The sequence below is a fragment of the Pseudomonas sp. PDM03 genome (genome assembly GCF_014852385.1).
Lineage (GTDB): Bacteria > Pseudomonadota > Gammaproteobacteria > Pseudomonadales > Pseudomonadaceae > Aquipseudomonas > Aquipseudomonas migulae.
In genome coordinates, this window is the sequence record NZ_JACVBM010000002.1 from 1 (window position 1) to 20,279 (window position 20,279).

Here is a 20,279-nt window from a genome sequence, read left to right on the forward strand (position 1 = left end):
TTTCCAATATCCAGGCCGAGCAAGTCCAGGATGTCCATGAGAGGTCTCCTCAAGTAAGTGAGAACCCCGGTAAGTTTAGATTTAGCGGGGTTCCCGTACTGGGCTGACCATCTCATTAGGGTGGCAGTTGTACGCGGGTTGGCGAACCGGAGCAAAAGGAACCCGGCAGACCCGAAGGCCTCCCACGCACAACCGCCATGACTGTGTCGATGGTCGTCATGCTCCTTAAGCTTCCAGGTCGCCAAACCCGGTGCTGAACATTCAGCATTGGGCGAGCTTAGGAACCGGGGCATTGCGGCGCAATCGGACGGCGGTGGTTTTGTTGTAGGAAGGTGCCGGGATTTTTGAGGGCTTGGGATCGCCCTTGGCACCATTTCCTACAGATGAATCTGAAGGTCGTTCCGACCTTCAATCGCGAGCAGGCTCGCTCCCACAGGGGAGTGGGTTTTTACAATGGGATTTGCGGGGTTACTCGGTTGGGGGATTGAGCTTTGCTTCCAGCTCCGCAACCTTCGCTTCCAGGCTTTCCAATCTTGCCCGAGTGCGTGCGAGCACGACCATCTGGCTATCGAATTCTTCCCGGCTCACCAGGTCCAGTTTGCTGAAGCCGCTTTGCAGCAACGCCTTGAACTGGCTTTCGATTTCGCTTTTCGGCAGTGGGGTGTCGCCGCTGAAGAGGCGGGAGGCTGTGCCGGTCAAGGCGTCGAGGAAATCTTTGGGCGCGAGCATGGGAAAGGTCCTGGAAACAATGGCGGGCAGTGTATCACGCAGTGTCTATAGTCAATCCCGACCGCAGGGATGCACGCTTTTCGCGCATGCGGACGGACGGTGCCGCACCGTTGTTGTGCGTAACGCGTCCGGTGTTGCAGCGATGTGGCGGGCATCTACGGCCAAAGGCTTGAAAACTGAGGGTTTTGTGGAGATGGCAAGCTTTCTGCTTAGACGGTAGTGACCCATGCACTGATGCAGTCGATGTGACGAATGCAGTGCGCCAAGCGAAACGGGGGAAGAGTTTCGTGCGGAGCGGTTAGCTGGCGTCGGACGGGCAGGTAAGGCCGACGATGCGTTACAAAGCCAGGCACTGCGCTTAGACTTGAGCCGGGTTTGTTTTCCTGGGGCAAGTCCACCAATTCGGGAGAGAGTTTTCATGAAGCTAGTCACTGCCATCATCAAGCCGTTCAAGTTGGACGACGTGCGCGAATCGCTGTCCGAGATCGGCGTGCAGGGCATTACCGTTACCGAAGTCAAAGGCTTCGGACGGCAGAAGGGTCACACCGAGCTGTATCGCGGCGCGGAATACGTGGTCGATTTCCTGCCCAAGGTGAAGATCGATGTCGCCATTGACGACAAGGATCTTGATCGGGTTATCGAGGCGATAACCAAGGCAGCCAACACCGGCAAGATCGGTGACGGCAAGATCTTCGTGGTCAATCTGGAACAGGCGATTCGCATCCGTACCGGCGAAACCGATACCGACGCGATTTAAGCCGCCACAAACCCCAACGCCCCAGGAGAAAACAATATGACTCTGCGTAAATTCGCAGGGCTAGGAGCCCTGTTGTCCCTCGTAATGCCCAGCCTGGCCATGGCGGCAGACGAAGTGGCGGCCCCAGTCCTCAATTCCGGCGATACCGCCTGGATGCTGACCTCGACAGCCCTCGTGCTGTTCATGACCATTCCCGGCCTCGCGCTGTTCTACGGCGGCATGGTTCGCTCCAAAAACATTCTTTCCGTGATGATGCAGTGCTTCGCCATTACCGGTCTGATCAGCGTCCTGTGGGTCATTTATGGCTACAGCATCGCGTTCGACACCACCGGCATGGAACAAGGCGTCGTCAACTTCAACTCCTTCTTCGGCGGCATGGGCAAGGCATTCCTGGCCGGTGTCACACCAGCGAGCCTGACCGGCCCTGCAGCGCTGTTCCCTGAAGCGGTGTTCATCACCTTCCAGATGACGTTCGCCATCATCACTCCGGCGCTGATCGTCGGTGCCTTCGCCGAGCGGATGAAGTTCTCCGCGATGCTGATCTTCATGGGCATCTGGTTCACTCTGGTTTATGCACCGATCGCGCACATGGTCTGGTCCGGCAACGGCGGCCTGATGTGGGACTGGGGCGTGCTCGATTTCGCCGGCGGCACCGTGGTGCACATCAACGCCGGTGTGGCCGGTCTGGTGGCGTGCATCGTGCTCGGCAAGCGTAAAGGCTTCCCGACCACCCCGATGGCACCGCACAACCTCGGTTACACCCTGATGGGCGCAGCCATGCTGTGGGTTGGCTGGTTCGGCTTCAACGCCGGTTCCGCCGCAGCGGCCAACGGCACTGCCGGCATGGCGATGCTGGTTACCCAGATCGCAACCGCCGCCGCCGCACTGGGCTGGATGTTTGCCGAGTGGGTCACCCACGGAAAGCCAAGTGCACTGGGTATCGCCTCTGGTGTAGTCGCCGGTCTGGTTGCAATCACCCCGGCCGCTGGCACCGTGGGCCCGATGGGCGCGCTGGTGATCGGTCTGGCAGCGGGCGTGGTGTGCTTCTTCTGCGCCACCACCCTGAAACGCAAACTCGGTTATGACGATTCCCTGGACGCCTTCGGCGTGCACGGTATCGGCGGTATCCTCGGCGCGATCCTGACCGGTGTGTTCGCCGCACCGTCGCTGGGTGGCTTCGGCACCGTCACCGACATCGCCGCACAAGTCTGGATTCAGTGCAAAGGCGTGGGCTTCACGGTGATCTACACCGCAATCGTCACCTACATCATTCTCAAGGTGCTGGACGCTGTCATGGGTCTGCGTATCACCGAAGAAGAAGAGGCTGTCGGCATCGATCTGGCGCTTCACAACGAACGCGGCTACAACTTGTAAGACGCGCATAAAAAACTTGCCCGGCTTGCCGGGCATTTTTTTGTCTGGAGTTTGTCAGTGTGAGGACTGCTGAAAGGTTTTTTCGTACACGTTTAGTGGTGTTTACGGCGGGCGTTTTTCTGCGGCCAATGGCTTACATGATTGAAGGAATATTAGGGCCTTTGTTTTTTCCCAGAGCGCGCTAGAATGCGCCCCGAACGTGCGGAGAACTGTATGTGGCAACAGACTCTGATTACCCTGCGGGCGAGGCCCCGGGGCTTTCATCTGGTAACGGACGAGTTACTCGCCGGCCTGCCTGAACTCAAGGCGTGTCGGGTCGGTCTGTTGCATTTGTGGCTGCAGCATACCTCGGCGTCGTTGACCATCAACGAGAACGCCGATCCGGCGGTACGTCGCGACTTCGAACGATTTTTCAATCGTCTGATCCCACAAGGAACAGACGGCTATGAGCATAACGACGAAGGCCTGGACGACCTCCCGGCGCACTTCAAGGCCAGCGTGCTTGGCTGTCAGCTCAGTTTGCCGATTTCGGCGGGCCGACTGGCGTTAGGGACCTGGCAAGGCGTTTATCTGGGCGAGCACCGTGATTTTGGCGGTGCCCGTAAAGTCCTCGCCACCGTGCACGGTGAAGAGGCATGAGCCGCTGGTCACCAGCGGTTATTGAATTTTTCCGGCAGCCTTCGACAGAGGGCAAAGCTGGGCTATAACTAATCTGCTTTTCGCAAGTCATGAGGTAGAACATGAGCGACGATGATCTGGAAAACGACGACCTCGAAGTAGGCGACGACGACGAAACCGAAGAAGGTCTGGAAGCAGCGGCGGAAGACGTCGCTGAAGACGATGGCGGTGAAGCGCCCGTTCCGACCGCCAAAGGCAAAGCCAAGGCAGCGGTATCGGTCGATGAGCTGCCGAGCGTCGAAGCAAAAAACAAGGAACGCGATGCCTTGGCCAAGGCCATGGAAGAGTTCCTGGCTCGTGGCGGCAAGGTGCAGGAAGTGGAGGCCAATGTGGTCGCCGATCCTCCCAAGAAGCCTGACAACAAGTACGGCAGCCGGCCTATCTAAGCGTCTGCCCTTGCTTGCTGAAAAAGCCCGCCGTCGCTGCGGGCTTTTTCATGTCTGTAAAAAAGTCTGGAGACTTGTGTAGATCCCCTGTGGGAGCGAGCCTGCTCGCGATGGCGGTGTGTCAGTCAACATCAATTGCGAATGTTAAGGCCTCATCGCGAGCAGGCTCGCTCCCACAGGGTCGGTGGTGTATTCAAGGTCAGTGATGGACATTCCAGCGCGCCAACAACGCCGGCAGCTCAGTCAGGCTGCGAATCTCGGCGTCCGGCGCTTTCTGCGCTTCCCACAATTTGCCCTGCGGGTTAAACCAGATCGCCCGCAACCCCGCCTGCTGCGCCCCGGCAATGTCATCACCCGGATGGTCGCCGATATGCACCGCCGTCGCGGCCGTTGCGCCGCCACGCTTCAGCGCCTCATGAAACAGGCGTGCGTCCGGTTTGGCGATGCCGATGTCTTCGGCGCACAGTGCAAACTTGAAGTAGTCGGCCAGCCCTAAACGGCGCACATCGGCATTGCCGTTGGTGACGACGCCGAGTGCATAGTGTTTGGCCAGCGTCTCCAGTGTCGGCTCGACTTCCGGGAAGATTTCCAGCTGATGCCGGGCATGCAGAAACACTTCAAAACTCTGATCGGCCAGGTCTGACGCCTGATCGTGACCGTAACCGGCCTCTTCCAGTGCATGGAAAAGCACCCGGCGACGCAAGGCACTGATTCGATGCTTGAGGCCCGGTTCGCTGCCCAGAATGCGCTCGCGAATCCCCCACAAGTGCTCCACCGGCACCGCGCCCAGATTCGGTGCATGTTCGGTCAGCCATTCACGCAATACGGCTTCGGCGCTGACGATGACCGGGGCGGTATCCCACAAGGTGTCGTCGAGGTCGAAGGTGATCAATTGGATCGTCATGAATCATCGCCCTTAATGCGTTTGGCCCGTGGATGGGCGCTGTCGTAAACCGTCGCCAGATGCTGGAAGTCCAGGTGGGTGTAGATCTGGGTGGTCTTGATGTCCGAGTGGCCGAGCAATTCCTGCACTGCGCGCAGGTCCTGCGAGGATTCCAGCAGGTGGCTGGCGAAGGAGTGTCGCAACATGTGCGGATGCAGGTTTTGCCCCAGCTCGCGCTCACCGGCGGCCTTGACCCGCACCTGAATCGCCCGAGGGCCGAGGCGTCGGCCTTGCTGGCTGACAAACACGGCGTCATCCGCCGGGTTGGTCATGGCGCGCAATGGCAGCCACAACTCCAGCGCTTCGCGGGCCTTTTTGCCAACTGGCAACAGGCGCGTCTTGCTGCCTTTACCGAGCACCTGAACCATGCCGTCAGCCAGGTCCAGTTGATCGAGATTGAGCCCGGTCAGCTCCGAAAGCCGCAAACCCGAGGAATAGAACAACTCCAGAATCGCCTGATCCCGACGTGCCAGAAAATCATCCTCCACCGCGCCTTCAAGCAGTTGCAGCGCGCGGTCGGTGTCGAGGGTTTTCGGCAGTCTTCGTTCGCCTTTCGGCGGCGCCAGACCGTTGGCCGGATCGTGATCGCAAAGACCTTCGCGGTTCAGATAATGATAGAGCCCGCGCACGGCCGAGAGCAGCCGCGCCAGACTGCGGGACGATTGGCCCTGGGAATGCAAGCGAGCGATCAGGCTGCGCAGACGCTGGATGTCCAGCGCGGCCCAGCTGTCGATGTTCTGTTTGACGCAGAAGCCCAGCACTTTGTCGAGGTCGCGGCGGTAGGCGTACAGCGTGTGGGGCGACACCTGTCGCTCACTGCGCAGGTGTTCGCAGTAAGCGTCCAGTTGCCGTTCCACGATCAGCGTACCGAGCGCAGCGAGCTGTTGACCCGTGGCAGCACGCGGCCCATGACTTCGGCGATGTAGCTGAGGAACAGCGTGCCCACCGAGCTTTTGTAGTGCTGCGGATCACGGCTGGCGATCGCCAGTACGCCGTGGATGCCTTGATGACTGATGGCAACGACGGCGGTGGAGCCGATCTGCTTGCGCTGCTCTTCGCCGAACAGGAAGTCCAGTTCATGCTCGCGCAGGCTGCCGCTGACACTTTTGTCTTCCGAGAGCAAACCACCAATGGCTGTTTGCGCATCGGCGTGGGTCACCCAGCGGCCGACCGGCATCGGGTTGTCGCCCAGCAGGATCAGGCTGACAAAAGGCACCTGAAAGTCCTGGCGCAGGCTGTCTTCAACGCTGATCACCACGTCTTCCAGGCTGGTGGCGTCCATCAAGGCGAGAATCAGACGCCGGGTCTTGTCGAAGAGGCGGTCGTTGTCGCGGGCCACGTCCATCAAGTGCGAGAGGCGATGACGCAATTCGATGTTGCGGTCGCGCAGGATGGTCATCTGGCGCTCGACCAGCGAGATGGTGTCGCCACGCTGGTGCGGAATGCGCAGGGCCGGGAGCAGTTCTTCGTGCTCGACGAAGAAATCCGGATGAGCCTCCAGGTACGCGGCAATCGCCGCCGCCTCAAGGCTTTCGGAAGGGGATTCGTCGGGCTGTAGGGCGGGAACCTGGGGCTTGTCGGTCATGGGTTTGACTCACTCAAAGACGTACTTGTCCTTCATAAACACGGACTGCCGGGCCGGTCATCAACACCGGTTGGCCAGGGCCTGCCCATTCAATGGACAGACGCCCGCCGGGCAGGTCGATCAATAGCGGCGAATCCATCCACCCCTGGCTGATCGCGGCCACTGCAGCAGCACAGGCGCCGGTGCCGCAGGCCTGGGTTTCCCCGGCGCCACGTTCCCAGACGCGCAGCTGCGCGCGGTTCCGGTCGATGACCTGGAGAAAACCGACATTGACCCGCGCCGGGAAGCGCGGGTGATGTTCGATTTTCGGCCCCAGTTCATGCACCGGTGCGTTGTTGATATCGCTGACCCGCAGCACGGCGTGCGGATTGCCCATCGACACAGCGGCGAGTTCCACCGTGGTGCCGTCGACGTCGAGCGAGTAGCTCGGCGCCTGACTGTCGGCAACGAACGGGATGTCGGCCGGCACCAGGCGCGGTGCGCCCATGTCGACACTGATCTGGCCGTCACTGCGGATATCCAGCTCGATGATGCCACTTTTGGTTTCGACGCGAATCTGCCGTTTTGCGGTCAGGCGCTTGTCGAGCACGAAGCGGGCGAAACAGCGCGCACCGTTGCCGCACTGTTCCACTTCGGAACCGTCGGAGTTGAAGATCCGATAGCGGAAATCCACGTCCGGGTTACTCGGCGCTTCGACGATCAGCAACTGGTCGAAACCGATGCCGGTGTGCCGATCGCCCCATTGCTTGGCATGCTTGGGCAGGATGTGCGCGTGCTGGCTGACCAGGTCGAGGACCATGAAGTCATTGCCCAGGCCGTGCATCTTGGTAAAACGCAGCAGCATGGTTTTACTCCGGCAGCAGGCTTTCGCCAGCAAACAACTCGGCTACCGTCTCACGGCGACGCACTTCAAATGCCTGATCACCGTCCACCAACACTTCAGCGGCGCGGCCGCGAGTGTTGTAGTTGGAACTCATGACAAACCCGTAGGCGCCGGCCGAATGCACAGCCAGCAAGTCGCCTTCTTCGAGGGCCAGCTGACGATCCTTGGCCAGGAAGTCGCCGGTCTCGCAGATCGGTCCGACGATGTCGTAGGCACGAGCGGCGGTGGCGCGAGGGCGCACGGCGGTGACGTCCATCCATGCCTGGTACAGCGCCGGGCGGATCAGGTCGTTCATGGCCGCGTCGACGATGGCGAAGTCTTTGTGTTCGGTGTGCTTGAGGTATTCGACCTGAGTCAGCAGCACGCCGGCGTTGGCGACGATGAAGCGGCCCGGCTCGAACACCAGCGCCAGGTCACGACCGTCGAGACGCTCGCGCACGGCTTTGATGTAGTCGGCAGCCAATGGTGGCTCTTCATCGCGATAACGCACGCCCAAGCCACCACCGAGATCGATGTGGCGCAGGTAAATGCCGCAATCGCCGAGGCGGTCGACCAGGCCCAGCAGGCGGTCGAGAGCATCGATGAACGGCGGCAGGGTGGTCAGTTGCGAACCGATGTGGCAATCGACGCCGACCACTTCCAGGTTCGGCAGCTGCGCGGCACGCACGTACACGTCTTCGGCGTCGGCAATGGCGATGCCGAACTTGTTCTCTTTGAGACCGGTGGAAATGTACGGGTGCGTGCCGGCATCGACGTCCGGATTCACGCGCAGCGAGATCGGTGCGCGAACGCCCAGCTCGGCGGCGACGATTTGCAGGCGTTCCAGCTCATCGGTGGACTCGACGTTGAAGCAGTGCACGCCGACTTCCAGGGCGCGACGCATGTCGTCACGGGTCTTGCCGACACCGGAGAACACGATCTTGTCGGCACTGCCGCCAGCGGCCAGTACGCGTTCCAGCTCGCCACGGGAGACGATGTCAAAACCGGCGCCCAATCGCGCCAGGACATTCAGCACACCCAGGTTGGAGTTGGCCTTGACCGCGAAGCAGACCAGGTGCGGCATGCCGACCAGTGCATCGGCATACGCCAGGTACTGGGCTTCGATGTGGGCACGGGAGTAGACGTAAGTCGGGGTGCCAAAGCGTTCGGCGATGGCAGACAGGGCAACACCCTCCGCGAACAGCTCGCCGTCACGGTAGTTAAAAGCGTCCATGGCGTTCCCTTATTGGTAGACGTCGTGCTTGTGTGCTTTCGACGGCTGCTTTTGCGAGGACTTGGCCTGCTCGGCAGGGTCCTGGGAATCGTCAGGCAGGTACAGCGGACCTTTTTGACCACAGGCCGACAATAAACAAGCAACCGCGACGAGCGCAGCAAAGGAAGAGATCAGGCGCTTCATGGCGAAATCCTTGAAAATGCGTTAATTGCGCCGGAGTATACCGGCCACCCGGCAGCTTGCCTATGCGACCAGGGTCCCGTCCGGCGGGGCTTCGCATGAAGCCGGCTAGCAAGGTGCAATCCCTGTGGGAGCGAGCCTGCTCGCGATGGCGGTGTGTCAGGTGACGATGATGTTGAATGTGCCGGCCTCTTCGCGAGCAAGCCCGCTCCCACAGGTGTACCTAAATCGGCCCTTGGTCGTTATCCTTTGCAATCACCGGGGCTCGCCCGTATCTTGCGGCGCTTGAGCCTGATCAGACACTTTTTGAGGTTGCCGTAATGAGTTTGTCCGAAGCGCGTTTCCACGATCTGGTCGATGCCACCCAGCAAACCCTGGAGGACATCTTTGACGACAGCGACCTGGATATCGATCTGGAGAGCTCGGCCGGTGTGCTCACCGTCAAGTTCGAAAACGGCACTCAGTTGATCTTCAGCCGCCAGGAACCCCTGCGTCAGCTGTGGCTGGCGGCGGTGTCGGGTGGCTTCCACTTCGACTACGACGAAGAGAGCGAGCGCTGGATGTGCGACAAGAGCGAAGAGCAGCTCGGCGAGATGCTTGAGCGCATCGTCCAGCAACAGGCCGGCGCTGAATTCGATTTCGAAGGTCTGTGAGATCGTGACCCAGCCTGCACCCGTTCGACCGCCCAAGCCGCTTTACAGCAATGTCAGCCCGGCGGTCCCTTCGCCGTGCAGCGGCGTGTGTCGGCTGGATGAGCAGAAGGTCTGCCTGGGGTGTTTTCGCCATGTCGAAGACATCCGCGAATGGCGCTCGGCCGATGATGAGCGCCGGCGCACGATTTGCGTCCAGGCCTCCCATCGCAAAGCCAGCGCCGATTCCCTGTAGGAGCTGGCTTGCCAGCGATGGCGGCCTTAAGGTCGCCGCAAAGTTCAAGATCCTGTCGCCAGCAAGCTGGCTCCTACAGGGATTGCACGCTGTCCGCTTGCGGCTTGTATATTTTTTGAGCTGTGATAGTGTCCAGAAACGCCTCAACCCATCGAGGCTCGTGAAAACCCCGCCTTTTTCTGGCGGGGTTTTGCTTTTTCTGTGCAGAAGAAAGGAGTCTGCCTCTATCATGACCGCACCTTCCATCACCCTTACTCGTCTGGACGTTCAACGTCTGGAACGCCTGATCGACAGCCTGGACGACACGCTGCCGGGCGTTATCGCGCTGCAAACCGAACTGGATCGCGCCGATACCGTGGTCGGTCACGATGAAGTGCCCGCCGATGTCGTGACCATGAATTCCAGAGTGCATTGCCGCGAAGAAAGCAGCGGCAAGGACTATCATCTGACGTTGGTGTACCCCAAGGATGCCAACGCGGACGAAGGCAAAATCTCCATTCTGGCGCCTGTCGGTAGCGCACTGCTGGGCCTGAAGGTTGGCCAGCACATCGATTGGCCTGCTCCGGGCGGCAAAACCCTCAAGCTGACCCTGCTTGAAGTCGAATCGCAGCCAGCCAATGGCGGCCCCTTCCCGGAATAACTTGCCTCAGACCAGCTCGAGCGCGTCATTCAATGCGCGCTCCAGATCGGCCTTGTAGCGCAGGTACAAATTGCTTGAACTCTGACCATCACCGAGCAGGCCCGACAGGTCCAGATCGGTGATGTAGCAGCGATAGCGTTCGGTTTCACGGCGCTGCTCGACGATTTCCCGGGCGACCACACTGAACAGTTGGTCGCCATGCTCCAGCTCTGAAAATTCCCGCTGATTGCAATACAACGTGACTTGCACCTTGCCCGGTGCGGCTTTGCCGACGATCGCCTGCACATCGTAGAACGGCTTGTTGACCGGAGTTTGCGGCGCGAGTCGGGCTTCGACCCGGCGCGCTCGTCCGGGACCCGACGGCAGCAGTTGGTAATACAGCGTGTCGAGGCTCAGTGGCTGGGCGGCGTCCATCGGCAGCAAGGCATCGCGCCGGTACTGGATCGATTGCAGGAAGCGTTGCAACGGCACCAGCAGGCTTTGTTCGTCGTGATAGGGCAAACGCTGTTGCCACAACGCATTGAACTCATCCAGCACGTACAGATCGGCCTGCTCGTCGTGAATCCGGTAGAACACCTGAATGCACTCGGGCTGCCCCATGGGCAGAATCAGTGCGAGGTCCTGATCCTCCAGCGCCATTGGGTCCAGGTGCAGCGGGCTGTAGCTCGCCAGCTCTTCGCCGAGGTAGTCGAACAGCGCCGGCAGGGTGGCGAGGGCGACGTGATTGACCTGCCCCGGCACCAATTCCAGCACGTGATAATGCTGCTGGACCTGAATCAGGTAGCGATGATTGAGTTTGCTCAGCAGCAGGTTCTGCGCGGTGTCGATCACTTCCTCGACCCGTTGCGCAATGAACTGCGCGCGGTTGTGGCAGAAACAACGCACCCGCAACTTGGGTTGCTGTGGGCCGTTCGGCAGGTTGTTGAGGTAATCGCGCAGGCAGTCGAGCAGGGCGTGAGGGCCATCGAAGCGATTGACCGAGACCTCGTTCCAGCTGTTGAGCGTGACCTGATCCAGGGTCAGCACCAGGTTCTCGCGGACCCCGGCGTAACTCAGCGAGTCAGTGCGCTCGGTGGTCATCAGGATGTTCAGGTCGCGGTGATGCTTGAGCGGATCGACGCCGACGTTCACCAGAATCAGCACCTCGCTCGGCACGCTGGCGCGCAGCAGCGGTTCTTCGGCGACCGTAGGCAGGGGCAGGGCGATGCTCTGTTGCAGGCTGCCGAGCAGGTTGAACAGTTCGAATTCGCTCAGGTCACTGTCGCCGGGATGCAGCGCCAGGCGCGTGCTGCTATCGATCACGCCGTTGCGATGGCACCAGGTCAGCAGTTCCAGCAATTGGCGACTGCGCTTGATCGGTGCGAAATGCTCCCACTCGAGGGCGGTCAGGCTGCCGTTGTACAAGCCCCACTGGGTTTGCCCCGATTCTTTCTTGTCTGGCGCATGCACCAGCGTCAGGGTGTCTTCGGCCAGGTCCGGGGCGATGCCCGGGTTGATGAACTCGACTTTGTCGGCCTTGCGCTCGAACGCTGCGTACAGGCGTCGGCCCAGCACGTTGAGGTCGCGCTTGTTGATCAGGCTGACGGTCTGTTCGCTGCGGGCGAACTCAGTCAAAAAGCGGTAGCTGTAATTCAGTTCGTTGACCAACGCCCGGCGTTCGGAACTGACCTGACGGACTTTCCACTGGCTACGGCTATCAAGCAGCGCCAGTTGACGCTGATCCCAATGCCATTCGTGGGCCAGGCGTTCAAGCAACGAGCGCTGCCAACTCTGGGTGCGGCTGCTGCCAGTGAGTTTACGATTGACCTTCAGGTACAACGCGCGCCGCACCAGCTCCAGGCGCTCCGATTCGCCACGGGCGGTGAGGTATTCCTCTATTCGCCGGTAAACCACGACGTACGGGTCCAGCTCGTCGAGGTCGAGCTGGTTGGCGAACACCGCTTGCTTGAAACGCAGGCTCAGGCATTGAACCCTGGGGTGTTCGCTGGCGTAGACCTCGGTCAGCAACAGCTTGAGCACCGACTTGTAGGGTGACTCGATCCCTTTGAACAACTGCCAGAGCCCGGCGCCGATGAATTCGCCAGGCGGGATGTACGCCAGATGCCCCAAGTCGAGGGTTTCGTCGGCACGGATGAAGCGCTTGGACAGCAGCGTGTGGGTGTAGCGGTCGTACGCGGCCTCTTCGTATACCGGCACCAGCCACCAGATGGGCGTGCGGCCGGCCAGCCAGATTGCCGTGCGGTAGAACTCGTCCAGTAGCAGGTAATGCTGGGTGGTGCCGCAGTCTTCCGAACTCAGTTGATTGTCCCGCTCGCCGAGCACGAAGCGGGCCGGGTCGATCAGGAAAAAATGCGCCTCGGCGCCCTGGCTCGCGGCCCAGGTTTCGAGCAACTGGCATTTTTTACGCAGCTCGTTGAGTTCGCTTTCGCTCAAGTCCGGTGCGTGACAGACCCACACGTCCATGTCGCTTTGATCAGCCTGCGCCAGGGTGCCGAGGCTGCCCATCAGGAACAGGCCGTGAATCGGTCGCGGTGGATTGCTGCCGTGGCGCGGCTTGTATGAAAACGAGCGGGTCAGGCGCTGGGCTTCGGCGAGGGCGTTGGCGTCAGGCTCGAAGTTCGACAGCCCGGCGGGCGTGCTTCCGGATACGTAACCCGGCAACAGCGGATGATTGACGTGGAAAAACAGCGGCAGCAGGGTCAACACCCCTTGCTGACGGCTCGATAGCCCTTCCATGGCCCGCGTCATGCGGCCCTCGTTGAGTTTTAGAAAACGTGCGCGCAACTGACCGAGAACCTTGCGGTCGATTCCTTCGTCCAGATCGGGGCGGATTTCATGGGTGCGGGTCATGTCAGCTCAAACCGGCTCGCAGGGCTCGGACGTGGAGGATCTCAGGATGAGGGGCAGTTTAGCGCCTCGGCCCCGGGATATTCAGGCTGATTTTGTTTTTTTGGCGTCAGATTTCTATCGTTGGGCGACAGTTCGTATCGAAGAGTGCCCGCGGAAATCCCGTAGCGGGGGTTTCCGTGGGCGATACGGTGGGTCAGGCTGTTTCCTGGACGCTCAGAATGGTGAGAACGGTTTGCACACTTTGCGCGGCATCACGACCCAGGCTGGTCAGATAACCGCCATCGGGTTGGTCAATCAGTTCTTTTTCGAACAGGCGTTGAGCGGCAGCTATGGCTTTCGGGGCAGCGGTCTGATGAATTTTCAAACCTTCCTGGGAACTGTCCAGGTTGAAGAGTGCGAGGATTTCCAGTTCGGCAACCAACTCAGGGGTAAGCGACATAAGGACTCCAGACTTTCTAGGAATTGGACGACAGCGCCCCTAAGGTGATCCCACTCGCGCGGCATGTCCAGTGCTCGCGACAGGGTTTTTTCTCTTCGGGAAGATTCCCCGACAGCGGGGTGCGTACCAGTGTAGTCAGGGTCTGGGGGAAAGGCCTGGGGATTGTTTGTAGGAGCGAGCGGTGCGGCGATCCGACTCGCCCGCGAAGAACGGTAACGCGGTGTTTCAGAGGGACCGCGGTAGAGCTTTCGCGGGCAAGTCGGATCGCCGCACCGCTCGCTCCTACACTAAGCGGGGGGTTACTTCTTTTCCGGCGGCAATTCCGGCAAGGCACGCAGTGCCGCTTCGTACCATTCGGTGTTGAACGCGCGGTCTTCTTCGAGGATCGCGTCGATTTCTACCGCTAAAACGTGAGCCATCAGGTTGAGGATTTCATCACGCTCGTAACCCACCAGGGTCAACTTGTTGAAGGTCGCCTTGGCGGCTGGCGGGTTGTCGCTCTCGATCTGGTTTTCGATCGCTTCGATCAGGGTATTTTCGGTGAATTCTTCTTCGTCGCTATCGATGTCGGTTGGCTCGCTCATGGCAGGCTCCTCAAGTTAAGGCGGGCAGTTTACCTGCATTCAGCGCTGTGATGCTGCTGGCGAGAAACGCCCGGGCGTTCTATAAACAGGCACTGCCAACCCCGCACGGCCTGGAGGCTTCGTGATGCTCAAGCTTTATGGATTTTCCGTCAGTAACTACTACAACATGGTGAAACTGGCGCTGCTGGAGAAAGGACTGCCGTTCGAGGAAGTGCCGTTTTATGCGGGCCAGAGCCCTGAGGCGCTGGCCATCAGCCCGCGTGGCAAGGTGCCTGTGTTGTGCGTCGAGCAAGGGTTTGTCAACGAAACCTCGGTGATTCTCGAATACATCGAGCAGAGCCAGAAAGGCACGCCGCTGCTGCCGAGCGATCCCTTCGAGCGCGCACAGGTCCTGGCGCTGGCCAAGGAAATCGAGCTGTACATCGAGCTGCCGGCTCGTGCCTGTTACGGCGAAGCATTTTTCGGCTCGCCTTTACCCGGCGCCATCAAGGACAAGACCAAAGCCGAGTTGCTGCTGGGTTTTGCCTCGCTTGAAAGGCACGGCAAGTTTGCCCCTTATGTTGCAGGCGACAGCCTGAGCATTGCGGATTTGTACTTCCTGTACAGCGTGCCGCTGGCCTGTGCGGTGGGCCACAAGCTGTTTGGTGTTGACCTGTTGGCAGACATGCCAGCGGCCAAGGCATTGCTCGAGCGCCTGGAGCAGAACCCGAACGTGCAGCGGGTTGCGGCGGACAAGGATGCGGCGATGCCCGCGTTCCTGGCGATGGTGGCGTCCAAGAAATAAAGAAGTGGCGGCCATTGTGTGTGTCAGAAGATTCGCAATCTTTTGTCCCATATTGCCGTCGCCCTTGTCCGACGGGCCGCTCAGGCAATTGCGTCTTACGCGGTAATAACCGGGTTCTTCCACGGCCCCGGGTATTGGTTACCTTGAGCATCGATCGTTTCCGATCAGGAAACTTCCACGGTCAAGGAGACCCGACGATGCTCAAACTGTATGGCTTTGCGGCCAGCAATTATTTCAACATGGTCAAACTGGCACTCCTGGAGAAAGGCGTGCCGTTTGAAACGGTTCCGTTTCATGGATGCCAGAACCCGGACATCCTGGCGGTCAGCCCACGCGGGAAAGTGCCGGTACTGGAAACCGAACAAGGGTTCTTGAGCGAAACGGACGCTATCCTCGATTTCATCGAAGAGACTCAACCGGGCATTTCACTGCTGCCGCAAACGCCGTTTGAAAGGGCAGGCGTTCGAGCCATGGCCAAGGAGATCGAGTTGTATATCGAACTGCCGGCGCGAGTCTGTTATGTCGAGGTGTTCTTTGGTGGCAGGCCGACCCCCGAGGCGCTGAAGGCCAAATCCGAGCGAGACCTGATCAAGGGATTTGCCGCCCTGAAACACCGGGCGCGGTTTGCACCGTATGTGGCGGGCGAACAGTTCACCCTGGCCGATTTGTACTTTCTCTACAGCGTCGATCTGGCGGCGGACGTCGGAAAGCGTTTGTTCAACGTCGATTTCCTCGGCGACATGCCCGGCGCCAAAGCCTTGTTGGAGCGCCTGGCCGATAATCCGAATGTACAAAAAGTCGCCGCTGACCGGCTGGCTGAAGCGCCTGCCTTTTTGCAGCGGGTGGGAGCCGTTGGACGCGCGACAGCCTGAGCATAAAAAAGCTCGATGGCCTTTCAGCCATCGAGCTCAGGTGTTACAGAGGCCGTTTAACGGCTGGCGAGCAGCGCCTGGCCGCGAGCCACCGCCTGCTTGACCTGCGCCGGAGCGGTCCCGCCGATGTGGTCACGGGCGTTCACCGAACCTTCGAGGGTCAGTACGGCGAACACGTCCTGATCGATCTGGTCGCTGAACTTGCGCAGCTCTTCCAGGCTCATTTCCGCCAGGTCTTTACCGCTTTCCACGCCGTACTTCACGGCATGGCCAACGATTTCGTGGCAGTCACGGAACGGCAGGCCACGACGCACCAGATAGTCGGCCAGGTCGGTGGCGGTGGAGAAACCGCGCAGCGCCGCTTCGCGCATCATTGCGTGCTTGGGTTTGATCGCCGGGATCATGTCGGCAAAGGCCCGCAGCGAGTCGCGCAGGGTGTCGGCGGCGTCGAACAGCGGTTCCTTGTCTTCCTGGTTGTCCTTGTTGTAGGCCAATGGCTGGCCTTTCATCAGGGTCAGCAGGCCCATCAGTGCGCCGAAGACGCGACCGGTCTTGCCGCGAACCAGCTCTGGCACGTCCGGGTTTTTCTTTTGCGGCATGATCGAGCTGCCGGTGCAGAAGCGGTCCGGCAGATCGATGAACTGGAACTGGGCGCTGGTCCACAGCACCAGCTCTTCGGAGAAACGCGACAAGTGCATCATCGCGATGCTCGCGGCCGAGCAGAACTCGATGGCGAAGTCACGATCGGACACATTGTCCAGCGAGTTGCCGCCCACGGCGTCGAAGCCCAGCAGTTGCGCGGTGTATTCGCGGTCGATCGGGTACGTGGTGCCGGCCAGCGCGGCACTGCCCAACGGCATGCGGTTGGTGCGCTTGCGGCAGTCGACCAGACGCTCATAGTCGCGGCTGAGCATTTCGAACCAGGCCAGCATGTGGTGCCCGAAAGTCACCGGCTGCGCGGTTTGCAGGTGAGTGAAGCCCGGCATGATGCTGCCGGCTTCGCGCTCGGCCTGTTCCAGCAGGCCTTTTTGCAGGCGGGTGATTTCGCCCAGGATCAGGTCGATCTCGTCACGCAGCCACAGGCGAATGTCGGTGGCGACCTGGTCGTTACGGCTGCGGCCGGTGTGCAGCTTTTTACCGGTCACGCCGATGCGGTCGGTCAGACGCGCCTCGATGTTCATGTGCACGTCTTCGAGGTCGATGCGCCAGTCGAACTGGCCGGCCTCGATTTCACCCTGGATGGTCTTCAGGCCATCGGTGATGCTGTCGCGCTCGGCATCAGTCAGCACGCCGACCTTGGCCAGCATGGTGGCGTGGGCGATCGAGCCCATGATGTCGTGGCGATACAGGCGCTGGTCGAAAGTGACGGAGGCGGTGAAGCGGGCGACGAAGGCGTCGACGGGTTCACTGAAGCGGCCGCCCCAGGACTGATTGGTCTTGTCAGTGCTCATGAATTCGCTCGTATCGGCTGAAGAAAGATGGCGTTGAAAGCTGCGGCGGATAATAACAGGGTTGCCAATCCTGTCGCTGACACTGGTCGACACGTTTTTTTCTCATGCGTCGACCCATACTCAAGGCAGGCATTGTGGAAATTGCGCAACGATATTTTTCAATTGAGCAATAACGTGCCGGCAACCGTCTACAGTTGGACAGTAGGATCAGCGCACTTCCTGGCGCTGCAGCGGACGATAAGAAGAGGGGGTGTTCATATTGTGTATCAGCAAACCCTACGGCGATGCCTCGCCAACCGCCAATTGCCCGGCAAATAAAAATTTAGCAGTCGGACGGGCGGCACTTTTTGGCCCTCGCGCTAGTCTTAGCGTGGATCGCGGTGACAGACGTCACTTCACCTGTCTACGCTATCCTTGTGCGAGACTCACGCAGGAATCCAGCGCAATATGAATGTCCTGATCGTTGATGACGAACCCCTTGCCCGCGAGCGCCTGAGCCGAATGGTCGGCGAACTCGAGGGATACAGTGTCCTGGAGCCGAGCGCCACGAACGGCGAAGAAGCGTTGGCACTGATCGACAGCCACAAACCGGATATCGTGCTGCTCGATATCCGCATGCCGGGCCTCGATGGCCTGCAAGTGGCTGCACGATTGTGCGAACGCGAAACCCCGCCCGCCGTGGTGTTTTGCACAGGTCCCGATGAATTTGCCGTGGAAGCCTTACAGGCCAGCGCCGTAGGCTATCTGGTGAAACCTGTGCGTACAGAACAATTGCATGACGCGATGAAAAAAGCCGAACGCCCCAATCGCGTCCAGCTCGCGGCTTTGACCCGTCCCGCCGCCGAAACCGGCAGCGGCCCGCGCAGCCATATCAGCGCCCGTACCCGTAAAGGTATTGAACTGATCCCGTTGGGGCAGGTGGTCTACTTCATTGCGGATCACAAATACGTGACCTTGCGCCATGAAGGCGGCGAAGTGCTGCTGGATGAGCCGCTCAAGGCCCTTGAGGATGAATTCGGTGACCGTTTCGTGCGGATCCACCGCAACGCCCTGGTCGCCCGCGAACGCATCGAACGCCTGCAACGCACGCCACTGGGGCATTTTCAGCTGTTCCTCAAAGGCCTGAACGGTGACGCCCTGATCGTCAGCCGACGCCATGTGGCCGGTGTGCGCAAAATGATGCAACAGCTTTAATTCGCCACCCGCAGGCGAACTTCTCACCCGATTGCCGGACGTCCGGGGCCAGGGAGGCCAGGCAATTCCTGATTCAAGTCAAAGCGGATTTGGTTGAGCTGTTATTATCTGCCGTATCTATTCAGTACGGATTGATCCATGTCCTCTCGCGAAATCCGCATCGCCACCCGCAAAAGTGCTCTCGCCCTGTGGCAGGCCGAATACGTCAAAGCCCGTCTGGAAGAGGCCCATCCGGGTCTGCTCGTGACGTTGGTGCCCATGGTCAGTCGTGGCGACAAGCTACTCGACTCGCCGCTGTCGAAAATCGGCGGCAAGGGCCTGTTCGTCAAGGAGCTGGAAACCGCGCTGCTGGAAAATGAAGCCGACATCGCCGTGCATTCCATGAAAGACGTGCCGATGGATTTCCCGGAAGGCCTCGGTCTGTTCTGCATCTGCGAGCGAGAAGACCCGCGCGATGCCTTCGTCTCCAATACCTATGCCAGCCTGGACGAATTGCCGCCAGGCAGCATCGTCGGCACCTCCAGCCTGCGCCGTCAGGCTCAGTTGCTGACCCGTCGCCCGGACCTGGAAATCCGCTTCCTGCGCGGTAACGTCAACACGCGCCTGGCCAAGCTCGATGCCGGCGAATACGACGCCATCATCCTCGCGGCGGCCGGTTTGATTCGTCTGGGCTTCGAGGATCGCATCACCTCGGCGATCAGCGTCGATGACAGCCTGCCGGCCGGCGGGCAGGGTGCCGTGGGCATTGAATGCCGCTCCGCCGACCGCGAAATTCACGCCTTGCTCGCGCCGCTGCACCATCAGGACACCGCCACCCGTGTCACCGCCGAACGTGCCCTCAACAAACATCTGAATGGCGGTTGCCAGGTGCCGATCGCCTGCTACGCCGTGCTGGAAGGCGAGCAGATCTGGTTGCGTGGCCTGGTGGGCGATCCGAGCGGCGGTCTGCTGCTCAGCGCCGAGGCCCGTGCACCGCGCGCCGATGCCGAAGCACTGGGTGTGCGAGTGGCCGAAGACCTTCTGAGCCAGGGTGCCGATGACATTCTGAAAGCGGTCTACGGTGAGGCAGGTCACGAGTGACGGGCTGGCGCCTGCTGCTGACGCGTCCGGCGGATGAGTCGGCGGCGCTGAGCGCTGTGTTGGCCGAAGCGGGGATTTTCAGCAGCAGTTTGCCGCTTTTGGAAATTGAACCGATTCCGACCTCTGCCACAATGCGCCAGGTGATTCAGGATCTGGATCGTTATTGCGCCGTGATTGTGGTCAGCAAACCCGCCGCCAGAATCGCGGTGGACCTGGTCGATCAGTACTGGCCGCAAGCACCGCGCCTGAAGTGGTTCAGCGTAGGCGCGGCGACGGCGCAGATCCTTGATGAACACGGGTTGGACGTGAGTTTCCCGGCCGAGGGTGATGACAGCGAAGCCTTGCTGGAGCTTGCGTCGTTGCGCGAGGCTGTCGAGCAGCCTGATCCACGGGTGCTGATCCTGCGTGGGGAGGGTGGCCGCGAGTTGCTCGCTGAGCGTTTGCGCGAGCTTGGTGCTAGTGTCGACTATCTGGAGTTGTATCGCCGCAAGCTTCCACAGTATCCGCCGGCAACACTGCCTGAGCGGATCAAGGCGGAACGCTTGAACGGGCTGGTGGTCAGCAGTGGACAGGGTTTTGAGCATCTGTATCAATTGGCCGGCGATGCCTGGCCGCAGTTGGCGCAGTTGCCGTTGTTTGTACCAAGCCCCAGGGTCGCCGAGCTGGCACGTGCCGCCGGGGCCCAAACAGTTGTGGATTGTCGTGGCGCGAGTGCCACGGCTTTGCTGACGGTGTTACGGGAGCATCCCGAACCCGTTCTCTAATGCAAAGG

23 protein-coding genes and 1 pseudogene are annotated in these 20,279 nt (G+C 60.3%); 13 read left to right on the top strand and 11 right to left on the bottom strand.

Annotated elements, in window-relative coordinates:
- Positions 1–468: 468 nt before the first annotated feature.
- On the bottom strand, positions 469–729 hold the full coding sequence (locus IB254_RS04835) for an accessory factor UbiK family protein (protein WP_008030504.1): 261 nt from the start codon (positions 727–729) through the stop codon (positions 469–471).
- Positions 730–1,147: 418 nt separating this feature from the next.
- Here IB254_RS04835 and glnK point away from each other — a divergent pair, with 418 nt between their 5' ends.
- The 4 genes from glnK to sutA all read left to right on the top strand — a co-directional run bounded on the left by glnK (position 1,148) and on the right by sutA (position 3,924).
- Positions 1,148–1,486, top strand: coding sequence for a P-II family nitrogen regulator (gene glnK, locus IB254_RS04840; protein WP_002555808.1), 339 nt, complete (start codon positions 1,148–1,150; stop codon positions 1,484–1,486).
- A gap of 36 nt (positions 1,487–1,522) precedes the next feature.
- Positions 1,523–2,860 (top strand): ammonium transporter, encoded by a 1,338-nt coding sequence (locus IB254_RS04845; protein WP_008030500.1) that lies wholly within the window; start codon positions 1,523–1,525, stop codon positions 2,858–2,860.
- A gap of 213 nt (positions 2,861–3,073) precedes the next feature.
- The gene (locus IB254_RS04850) at positions 3,074–3,499 is read left to right on the top strand and encodes a secondary thiamine-phosphate synthase enzyme YjbQ (protein ID WP_008030499.1); all 426 of its coding nucleotides are present in this window, start codon (positions 3,074–3,076) and stop codon (positions 3,497–3,499) included.
- A gap of 101 nt (positions 3,500–3,600) precedes the next feature.
- The gene (gene sutA / locus IB254_RS04855; RefSeq protein ID WP_192416627.1) at positions 3,601–3,924 is read left to right on the top strand and encodes a transcriptional regulator SutA; all 324 of its coding nucleotides are present in this window, start codon (positions 3,601–3,603) and stop codon (positions 3,922–3,924) included.
- A 199-nt stretch (positions 3,925–4,123) separates the two neighbouring features.
- On the opposite strand, the gene IB254_RS04860 is transcribed toward sutA, so the two are convergent.
- Genes IB254_RS04860 through lptM form a run of 6 tightly spaced genes read right to left on the bottom strand, consistent with a single transcriptional unit; the run spans position 4,124 to position 8,731 of the window.
- Positions 4,124–4,828, bottom strand: coding sequence for an HAD family hydrolase (locus IB254_RS04860; protein ID WP_192416628.1), 705 nt, complete (start codon positions 4,826–4,828; stop codon positions 4,124–4,126).
- Positions 4,825–5,724, bottom strand: coding sequence for a tyrosine recombinase XerC (xerC, locus tag IB254_RS04865; RefSeq protein WP_192416629.1), 900 nt, complete (start codon positions 5,722–5,724; stop codon positions 4,825–4,827). The genes IB254_RS04860 and xerC overlap by 4 nt, the downstream gene beginning before the upstream one ends.
- Before the next feature lie 2 nt (positions 5,725–5,726).
- Positions 5,727–6,452, bottom strand: a complete 726-nt coding sequence (locus tag IB254_RS04870; protein WP_192416630.1) for a DUF484 family protein — start codon at positions 6,450–6,452, stop codon at positions 5,727–5,729.
- 13 nt (positions 6,453–6,465) lie between these two features.
- On the bottom strand, positions 6,466–7,296 hold the full coding sequence (gene dapF, locus IB254_RS04875) for a diaminopimelate epimerase (RefSeq protein WP_192227475.1): 831 nt from the start codon (positions 7,294–7,296) through the stop codon (positions 6,466–6,468).
- A 4-nt stretch (positions 7,297–7,300) separates the two neighbouring features.
- Positions 7,301–8,548: a diaminopimelate decarboxylase gene (gene lysA, locus IB254_RS04880; RefSeq protein WP_192416631.1), complete on the bottom strand. Its 1,248-nt coding sequence runs from the start codon at positions 8,546–8,548 to the stop codon at positions 7,301–7,303.
- A 9-nt stretch (positions 8,549–8,557) separates the two neighbouring features.
- Positions 8,558–8,731: an LPS translocon maturation chaperone LptM gene (gene lptM / locus IB254_RS04885; RefSeq protein ID WP_008024369.1), complete on the bottom strand. Its 174-nt coding sequence runs from the start codon at positions 8,729–8,731 to the stop codon at positions 8,558–8,560.
- A gap of 317 nt (positions 8,732–9,048) precedes the next feature.
- Between lptM and cyaY the strand changes: the two genes are divergently transcribed.
- The 3 genes from cyaY (at position 9,049) to rnk (ending at position 10,253) form a co-directional block, all read left to right on the top strand.
- The gene (cyaY, locus tag IB254_RS04890; protein WP_008024366.1) at positions 9,049–9,381 is read left to right on the top strand and encodes an iron donor protein CyaY; all 333 of its coding nucleotides are present in this window, start codon (positions 9,049–9,051) and stop codon (positions 9,379–9,381) included.
- Between the two features lie 4 nt (positions 9,382–9,385).
- Positions 9,386–9,613, top strand: coding sequence for a DUF1289 domain-containing protein (locus tag IB254_RS04895; protein ID WP_192416632.1), 228 nt, complete (start codon positions 9,386–9,388; stop codon positions 9,611–9,613).
- A gap of 229 nt (positions 9,614–9,842) precedes the next feature.
- Complete coding sequence (gene rnk / locus IB254_RS04900) at positions 9,843–10,253, top strand: nucleoside diphosphate kinase regulator (RefSeq protein ID WP_008024364.1); 411 nt, start codon at positions 9,843–9,845, stop codon at positions 10,251–10,253.
- Positions 10,254–10,259: 6 nt separating this feature from the next.
- On the opposite strand, the gene IB254_RS04905 is transcribed toward rnk, so the two are convergent.
- The 3 genes from IB254_RS04905 to IB254_RS04915 form a co-directional block, all read right to left on the bottom strand.
- Positions 10,260–13,103 (bottom strand): class I adenylate cyclase, encoded by a 2,844-nt coding sequence (locus IB254_RS04905; RefSeq protein WP_192416633.1) that lies wholly within the window; start codon positions 13,101–13,103, stop codon positions 10,260–10,262.
- A gap of 193 nt (positions 13,104–13,296) precedes the next feature.
- A complete protein-coding gene (locus IB254_RS04910; protein ID WP_008024358.1) occupies positions 13,297–13,542 on the bottom strand; it encodes a TIGR02647 family protein in 246 nt (81 codons plus the stop codon).
- A gap of 299 nt (positions 13,543–13,841) precedes the next feature.
- The gene (locus IB254_RS04915; protein WP_192416634.1) at positions 13,842–14,126 is read right to left on the bottom strand and encodes a hypothetical protein; all 285 of its coding nucleotides are present in this window, start codon (positions 14,124–14,126) and stop codon (positions 13,842–13,844) included.
- A gap of 124 nt (positions 14,127–14,250) precedes the next feature.
- Here IB254_RS04915 and IB254_RS04920 point away from each other — a divergent pair, with 124 nt between their 5' ends.
- Both IB254_RS04920 and IB254_RS04925 read left to right on the top strand, forming a co-directional pair.
- Positions 14,251–14,910, top strand: coding sequence for a glutathione S-transferase family protein (locus IB254_RS04920; protein WP_192416635.1), 660 nt, complete (start codon positions 14,251–14,253; stop codon positions 14,908–14,910).
- A 197-nt stretch (positions 14,911–15,107) separates the two neighbouring features.
- Positions 15,108–15,782, top strand: coding sequence for a glutathione S-transferase family protein (locus tag IB254_RS04925; RefSeq protein WP_192416636.1), 675 nt, complete (start codon positions 15,108–15,110; stop codon positions 15,780–15,782).
- 56 nt (positions 15,783–15,838) lie between these two features.
- On the opposite strand, the gene argH is transcribed toward IB254_RS04925, so the two are convergent.
- Positions 15,839–17,233: an argininosuccinate lyase gene (argH, locus tag IB254_RS04930; RefSeq protein ID WP_008040637.1), complete on the bottom strand. Its 1,395-nt coding sequence runs from the start codon at positions 17,231–17,233 to the stop codon at positions 15,839–15,841.
- A gap of 241 nt (positions 17,234–17,474) precedes the next feature.
- On the opposite strand from argH, the pseudogene IB254_RS29800 reads away from it, so the two are divergent.
- The 4 genes and pseudogenes from IB254_RS29800 to IB254_RS04945 all read left to right on the top strand — a co-directional run.
- A pseudogene (locus IB254_RS29800) lies at positions 17,475–17,684 on the top strand (sensor histidine kinase); the annotation flags it as partial.
- Positions 17,681–18,427, top strand: a complete 747-nt coding sequence (locus IB254_RS04935; RefSeq protein WP_192416637.1) for a LytR/AlgR family response regulator transcription factor — start codon at positions 17,681–17,683, stop codon at positions 18,425–18,427. The pseudogene IB254_RS29800 and the gene IB254_RS04935, both read left to right, overlap by 4 nt.
- Positions 18,428–18,565: 138 nt before the next feature.
- Positions 18,566–19,507 (top strand): hydroxymethylbilane synthase, encoded by a 942-nt coding sequence (gene hemC / locus IB254_RS04940; protein WP_192416638.1) that lies wholly within the window; start codon positions 18,566–18,568, stop codon positions 19,505–19,507.
- Positions 19,504–20,271 carry a uroporphyrinogen-III synthase gene (locus tag IB254_RS04945; protein WP_192416639.1) on the top strand — a complete coding sequence of 256 codons (768 nt, stop codon included), beginning with the start codon at positions 19,504–19,506 and terminating at the stop codon, positions 20,269–20,271. Before hemC ends, IB254_RS04945 begins: the two co-directional genes overlap by 4 nt.
- Positions 20,272–20,279 lie beyond the last annotated feature (8 nt).

What these genes read in the sequence shown, in the direction of transcription:
- IB254_RS04835 (WP_008030504.1), bottom strand. Translation starts at nt 729, where the DNA reads ATGCTCGCGCCCAAAGATTTCCTCGACGCCTTGACCGGCACAGCCTCC.
- glnK (WP_002555808.1), top strand. Translation starts at nt 1,148, where the DNA reads ATGAAGCTAGTCACTGCCATCATCAAGCCGTTCAAGTTGGACGACGTG.
- IB254_RS04845 (WP_008030500.1), top strand. Translation starts at nt 1,523, where the DNA reads ATGACTCTGCGTAAATTCGCAGGGCTAGGAGCCCTGTTGTCCCTCGTA.
- IB254_RS04850 (WP_008030499.1), top strand. Translation starts at nt 3,074, where the DNA reads ATGTGGCAACAGACTCTGATTACCCTGCGGGCGAGGCCCCGGGGCTTT.
- sutA (WP_192416627.1), top strand. Translation starts at nt 3,601, where the DNA reads ATGAGCGACGATGATCTGGAAAACGACGACCTCGAAGTAGGCGACGAC.
- IB254_RS04860 (WP_192416628.1), bottom strand. Translation starts at nt 4,828, where the DNA reads ATGACGATCCAATTGATCACCTTCGACCTCGACGACACCTTGTGGGAT.
- IB254_RS04870 (WP_192416630.1), bottom strand. Translation starts at nt 6,452, where the DNA reads ATGACCGACAAGCCCCAGGTTCCCGCCCTACAGCCCGACGAATCCCCT.
- dapF (WP_192227475.1), bottom strand. Translation starts at nt 7,296, where the DNA reads ATGCTGCTGCGTTTTACCAAGATGCACGGCCTGGGCAATGACTTCATG.
- lysA (WP_192416631.1), bottom strand. Translation starts at nt 8,548, where the DNA reads ATGGACGCTTTTAACTACCGTGACGGCGAGCTGTTCGCGGAGGGTGTT.
- lptM (WP_008024369.1), bottom strand. Translation starts at nt 8,731, where the DNA reads ATGAAGCGCCTGATCTCTTCCTTTGCTGCGCTCGTCGCGGTTGCTTGT.
- cyaY (WP_008024366.1), top strand. Translation starts at nt 9,049, where the DNA reads ATGAGTTTGTCCGAAGCGCGTTTCCACGATCTGGTCGATGCCACCCAG.
- rnk (WP_008024364.1), top strand. Translation starts at nt 9,843, where the DNA reads ATGACCGCACCTTCCATCACCCTTACTCGTCTGGACGTTCAACGTCTG.
- IB254_RS04905 (WP_192416633.1), bottom strand. Translation starts at nt 13,103, where the DNA reads ATGACCCGCACCCATGAAATCCGCCCCGATCTGGACGAAGGAATCGAC.
- IB254_RS04910 (WP_008024358.1), bottom strand. Translation starts at nt 13,542, where the DNA reads ATGTCGCTTACCCCTGAGTTGGTTGCCGAACTGGAAATCCTCGCACTC.
- IB254_RS04915 (WP_192416634.1), bottom strand. Translation starts at nt 14,126, where the DNA reads ATGAGCGAGCCAACCGACATCGATAGCGACGAAGAAGAATTCACCGAA.
- IB254_RS04920 (WP_192416635.1), top strand. Translation starts at nt 14,251, where the DNA reads ATGCTCAAGCTTTATGGATTTTCCGTCAGTAACTACTACAACATGGTG.
- IB254_RS04925 (WP_192416636.1), top strand. Translation starts at nt 15,108, where the DNA reads ATGCTCAAACTGTATGGCTTTGCGGCCAGCAATTATTTCAACATGGTC.
- argH (WP_008040637.1), bottom strand. Translation starts at nt 17,233, where the DNA reads ATGAGCACTGACAAGACCAATCAGTCCTGGGGCGGCCGCTTCAGTGAA.
- IB254_RS04935 (WP_192416637.1), top strand. Translation starts at nt 17,681, where the DNA reads ATGAATGTCCTGATCGTTGATGACGAACCCCTTGCCCGCGAGCGCCTG.
- hemC (WP_192416638.1), top strand. Translation starts at nt 18,566, where the DNA reads ATGTCCTCTCGCGAAATCCGCATCGCCACCCGCAAAAGTGCTCTCGCC.